The organism is Streptomyces sp. NPDC046335, from assembly GCF_055587985.1.
Window position 1 is genome coordinate 1 of record NZ_JBVJFF010000038.1, and the last position, 6555, is coordinate 6555.

Genomic DNA, 6555 nt, shown 5'->3' on the forward strand with positions numbered 1-6555 from the left:
GGCCAAGCCAACTACGCCACCGCCAACACCTTCCTCGACACCCTCGCCCACCACCGCCACACCACCCACCAACCCGCCCACTCCCTCGCCTGGGGGCCACAAGAGGTCTCCACCAGCAGCGCGGCCGGTCGCACCGTTGCCACCGACCAGCACCGCACCATCCACGGCGGCACCGGCGACCACAATGGTGTCAACGGCATCGCCACCCTGACCGGGCAACAGGGGCTTGACCTCCTGGACGCGGCTCAAGCCACCCACCTCCCTTTGACTGTTCCCGTCCACCTCAACCTTGCGGCCCTACATCGACAGGCCCACGAATCCGCGCCTCACCCGCTGCTCCGCAGCCTCGTCCCGGCCCCGCGTCATGCCGCCCCGCGTCGTGCCGCCTCCAGCGCTGACACTCTTCGCCGACGGCTGGCGGGCCTTGCGTCCGCCCAGCGGCATGCTGCTCTCCTCGATCTCGTCCGTACGCACGCAGCCGCCACCCTCGGGCACACGACTCCCGACGCGATCCCGGAGAGCCACGCCTTCACCGACCTCGGCTTCGACTCCTTCACCGCCATCGAACTGCGCAACCGGCTCGCCGAATCAACCGGGCTTCGCCCGCAGGCAGCTCTGCTCTTCGACCACCCGACACCCACGGCCCTTGCTGACTACCTGCACGCTGAGATCTCGGGTACCGCGAAAGCGCAGGGCGCACATCCCATCTCCAAGCCCCTTACGTCGATGGATGAAGCCATCGCGGTGGTCGGCATGGCCTGCCGCCTGCCGGGCGGTGCCTCGTCTCCTGAGTCCCTGTGGGACTTGGTCGCGGCGGGAGGCGAAGGCATCTCCGGCTTTCCGACCAACCGCGGTTGGGACATCGACGGCATCTACGACCCAGACCCGGATCGGCCCGGCAAGACGTACGTCCGTGAGGGCGGATTCCTGCACGAGGCGACCGATTTCGACCCCGCCTTCTTCGGCATCTCTCCGCGCGAGGCTCTGGCGATGGACCCCCAGCAACGGCTACTGCTGGAAACCGCATGGGAAGCCGTGGAAAGCGCCGGGATCGACGCGACCTCGCTCAAGGGAACCCAGACCGGAGTCTTCGCGGGTGTCGCGTCGCAGGAGTACGCCCCGCGCTATCTGGATGCCCCTGGCGGCGTCGAGGGGTACCTACTGACCGGCAACATCACCAGCGTCGCCTCCGGCCGGGTGGCGTACGCCCTCGGACTGGAGGGCCCGGCGGTCACCGTGGAGACGGCATGTTCGTCGTCCTTGGTGGCGCTGCACCTCGCCTGCCAAGCCCTACGAAACGGCGAGTGCTCCCTCGCTCTCGCGGGCGGGGTGACGGTAATGGCCACGCCGGGTGTGTTCGTGGAGTTCAGCCGGCAGCGCGGGCTGGCTGCTGACGGGCGCTGCAAGACGTTCGCCGCTGGGGCTGACGGGACCAGCTGGGCTGAGGGGGCGGGGGTGTTGCTGCTGGAGCCGTTGTCGTTGGCGCGGCGCAACGGGCATCCGGTGCTGGCGGTGGTACGAGGGAGCGCGGTCAACCAGGACGGGGCGAGCAACGGGCTGACGGCTCCGAACGGTCCCGCACAAGAACGGGTGATCCGGCAGGCTCTGGACAGCGCTGGTGTGGCGGCGGCCGATGTCGACGCGGTCGAGGCCCACGGCACCGGCACCAAGCTCGGCGACCCCATCGAAGCCCAGGCACTGCTGGCCACCTACGGCCAGAACCGCACCACCGACAACCCCCTGTGGCTCGGCTCGTTGAAGTCCAACATCGGGCACACCCAGGCCGCGGCCGGTGTGGCGGGTGTGATCAAGATGGTGATGGCCCTGCGGCACGGACTGCTGCCCAAGACCCTGCACGTGGACGCCCCCACCCCGCACGTCGACTGGAACAGCGGCGCGGTATCACTGCTGACCGAACCCCAACCCTGGCCCCGCACCGACCGCCCCCGCCGCGCAGCCGTCTCCTCCTTCGGCGTCAGCGGCACCAACGCCCACCTCATCCTCGAAGACGCACCCACCACCGAGGAACCGACCGACCCCACACCCGCCCAGCCACCCGCCCAATCATCCGCACCCGCGCCGGCTTGTATGCCGGTGGTGCCGTGGGTGGTGTCCGGGCGTGGTGAGCAGGCAGTGCGGGAGCAGGCCGCCCGGCTGCGGGCATATCTGGGGGAGCGGCCGGGCTGGCAGGCGGTGGATGTGGGCTGGTCCCTGGCCGACGGGCGGGCATGTTTCGAAGACCGTGCGGTCGTCCTTGGCCACGATGCGCAAGAGCTGCTGCACGGACTGGAACAGCTCGCCGCCGGACAGCCGGACGGCGTACAGGTGATCACCGGCACCACCACCAGCACCACCGGTGGTGCCGCGAAGGGCCAGGGTCGGGGGCGGGTGGCGTTGTTGTTCACCGGGCAGGGCGCGCAGCGGCTGGGGATGGGGCGCGAGCTGGCCGAGGCCTTTCCCGTCTTCGCCCGCGTGTGGGACGAAGTGTGTGAGCACCTGGAGGGTGAGCTGGAGGGGGTGGGGGAGTTCCGGTTGCGGGAGGTGGTGTGGGCCGAGCCCGGTACCCCCCAGGCCGCGCTCCTGGACCACACCCTCTACACCCAAAGCGGCCTCTTCGCCGTGGAAGTAGCCCTCTTTAGGCTGCTGGAACACTGGGGGATGCGCCCCGACTACCTCCTGGGCCACTCCGTGGGCGAACTGGCCGCAGCCCACGTGGCCGGAGTGTGGTCACTGGCGGATGCGTGCACCGTGGTCGCCGCCCGCGCCCGCCTCATGCAGGCCCTGCCCCCCGGCGGAGCCATGCTCGCCGTGGAAGCCGACGAATCCACCATCACCCAGGCGCTGGCCCCCTACCAGGGGCAGGTATCCCTGGCCGCGGTCAACACCGCCCACGCCATGGTCGTCTCCGGCGACAGCGACGCCCTGACCACACTGCGCACCCAATGGCAGACCGCCGGCTACCGCACCACACCCCTACGCGTCAGCCACGCCTTCCACTCCCACCACATCGACCCCATGCTGGAAGACTTCCACACCATCATCGAACACACCACCCGCCACACCCCCACCCTGCCCGTCCTGTCCAACCTCACCGGACAACCCCTCACCCCCGACCAGGCCCGCTCCCCCCGCTACTGGACCAACCAGGCACGCACCACCGTCCGCTTCCACGACGCCCTGAACTGGCTCACCCAGCACCACACCACCACCTACCTCGAACTCGGCCCCGACGCCACCCTCACCCCCCTCACCCACACCACCACCAGTGACACCACAACCAGCACCAGCACCACAAGCACGCCGCCTCCCCAGCCTCCGGTCATCGCCCCGCTCCTGCGCCGCGACCGCCCAGAAGTATCCACGCTCCTGAGCGCCCTGGCCCACGCACACGTACACGGAATGCCCCTCGCCTGGGAAGCAACACTGGCCGACACCGGCGCCCGCCGGATGGAACTGCCGACCTACGCCTTCCAACGCCAGCGCTACTGGCTCAGTGCCGCCGGCGGGGCTAGGGATGTGGCGGCGGCGGGCTTGGAGGCTGCCGAGCATCCGTTGTTGCAGGCGGCGGTTCCGCCGGCTGATGGTGATCGGTATGTGTTCACCGGGTGTCTCGCGCTGTCCACGCATCCGTGGCTGGCTGAGCACACCATTCACGGCACTGTTCTTCTGCCGGGTACCGCTTTCGTCGAACTCGCCCTTCATGCCGGCGCCCGGACTGACTGTCCCCATCTGAAGGAACTCACGCTCCATGCTCCACTGATCCTCACGCATGACACCACCACCCAGCTGCAGGTGACCCTCAGCCCGCCGGACACCGACGAGCACCGTGTCCTGAGCATCCACTCCCGCATCCAGCCCCACCCCAGTTCTTCAGGCACCAGCGACAACACCGGTGCCGGTGCCAGGGGCCCGGTCTGGACCCACCACGCCACGGCCACGCTCACCGCCATGCCCGCCGCGGGTTCCGGCGTTGCGGATGCGGCGCCGGATGGGTGCTGGCCTCCGGCTGGTGCCCGGCCGCTGGACCTCAGCGACCTCTACCCCCGCCTGGCGGATGCCGGGTTCGACTACGGGCCCCTCTTCCAAGGACTCCACACCGCCTGGCAGCACCAGGAACACCTCTACGCCGAGATCACCCTCCCCGACACCGACACCCCCCACACCGACACCTACCTCCTCCACCCCGCACTCCTCGACACCGCCCTCCACACCCTCGGGCTGCACGACCCCGATCGCGACTCGGAGGCACATGCCATCGCGAGCCGTGTGCCGTTCCGCTGGAGCGGCGTCTCCGTGCATGCCGCAGGTGCCCGTTCCGTGCGAGTGCGCGTGACACCGACCGCGCACGACACGGTCATGCTGGCCCTGACCGACACCAACGGCACACCCGTAGCCACCATCGAGGGTCTGACCACCCGCCCGCTGGCCCCCGAACAACTCGCAGCCATCCACCCCACCACTCCCGACGACCACCTCTACCAACTCCAATGGATCCCCCAACCCGCCATCTCCACCACACCCGGCACCGCCACCACCTCCAACACCACAACACCCACCGCCGCCACACCCCCTGGTGCACTCGCCGCTATTGAGTCCTGCGAGGAGCGGTGGGCCGTCATCGGTGAGGACCCCTTCCACCTCGCCACCGCTCTGCCCACCGCCGAGACCCACACCGACCTCGACGCCCTCATCCACACCCTCGACACCACCCCGCCTCCCACCCGCGCTCTCCTGACCGTCCACAACTGGCACACCCCACCCACCACACCCGCACCCACACCCACACCCACACCCACACCCACATCGTCAAGCGCCTCCGATGCCGGTGGTGCCTGCCGTGACGGCGACCGGCCCGAGGACAGGGCCCGACGCGATGCCACCGCCGTGCACACCGTCGCCCAACGCCTCCTCGCCTGGCTCCACACCTGGCTCAACGAACCCCGCCTCACCGACACCCGCCTGACCATCGTCACCCAGCACGCCCTCACCACCGCCCCCCACGACCCCGCACCCGACCTCGCCCACGCCCCCATCTGGGGCATGATCCGCACCGCCCAAGCCGAACACCCCCACCGCTTCCACCTCATCGACCTCGACACCCACCCCCACACCCACACACCCACCCACCTCACCACCACCCTCCACACCACCGAACCCCAAACCGCCCTCCGCCACGGCACCCCCCACACCCCCCACCTCACCCGCATGGCCGACGCCAAGCTGCTCGTTCCGCCCACCGACGGCTCACCCTGGCGACTGGACTGCCCGGACAAGGGATCCCTGGACAACCTCGCCCTCATCCCGTTCCCCGAAGCAACCCAACCGCTGGCCTCCGGGCAGGTCCGGATCGCGGTACGGGCCGCAGGGCTGAACTTCCGCGACGTCCTCAACGCCCTCAACATGATCCCCAACGCCGGACCCATCGGCGTCGAAGGCGCAGGCACCGTCGTGGAAACAGCGCCCGACGTCACCGACCTCTCCCCAGGCGACCGCGTCACGGGTCTCCTGCCCGGCGCCTTCGGACCCACCACGGTCACCCACCGCCTCAACGTGGCGCCCGTCCCGGACGGTTGGGCTTTCCATCAAGCAGCGGCTATTCCCATTACGTATCTCACCGCGTACTACGCCCTGGTCGACCTCGCCGACCTCCACACCGGCCAGTCCATCCTCATCCACGCCGGAACCGGCGGCGTCGGCATGGCAGCCATCCAACTCGCCCACCACCTCGGCGCCGAGGTCTACGCCACCGCACACCCCACCAAATGGGACACCCTGCGCGCCATGGGCCTGGACGACGACCACATCGCCTCATCCCGCACCCTCGACTTCCGCCACCACATCCTCACCACCACCCAGCACCACGGCGTCGACACCGTCCTCAACGCCCTCACCCACGACTTCATCGACGCCTCACTCGACACCCTCCCCCGCGGCGGCCACTTCCTCGAAATGGGCAAGACCGACCTGCGTGACCCCCACGAGCTCGCCCAGACCCACCCCGGCGTCAGCTACCACGCCTTTGATCTGAGCGAGGTCGACGCCGAGCGGTTGCAGCAGATGCTCAACGAGGTGCTGGCCCTCTTCGCCTCCGGCGTGCTCACCCTCCCGCCCCTGACCACGTGGGACGTACGTCAAGGCGTCCACGCCTTCCGGCATCTCAGCCAGGCCCGCCACATCGGCAAAGTCGTCCTCACACTGCCCACACCTTCCACACCGGACCCGCACGGCACGGTGCTCATCACCGGCGGCACCGGAACCCTCGGCTCACTCCTCGCCCGCCACCTCGTCACCCAACACGGCGCCCGCCACCTCCTCCTCCTCAGCCGCCAAGGCCCCAACGCCCCCGGCGCACCGGACCTCCACACCCACCTCACCCATCACGGCGCTCACGTCACCATCACCGCCTGCGACACCGCCGACCCCACCGCACTCGCCCACGCACTGGACACCATCCCCGCCCAACACCCCCTCACCGCCGTCTACCACACCGCCGGCACCCTCGACGACGGCATCCTCACCAGCCTCACCCCCCAACGCCTCACCACCGTCCTGCGC

General features: G+C 69.6%; 1 protein-coding gene. It reads left to right on the forward strand.

Annotated features, from left to right (window positions below; translation table 11 throughout):
* A partial coding sequence (locus ACZ6JY_RS40665; RefSeq protein WP_469204630.1) for a beta-ketoacyl synthase N-terminal-like domain-containing protein occupies positions 1–6555 on the forward strand: 6555 nt, incomplete at both ends.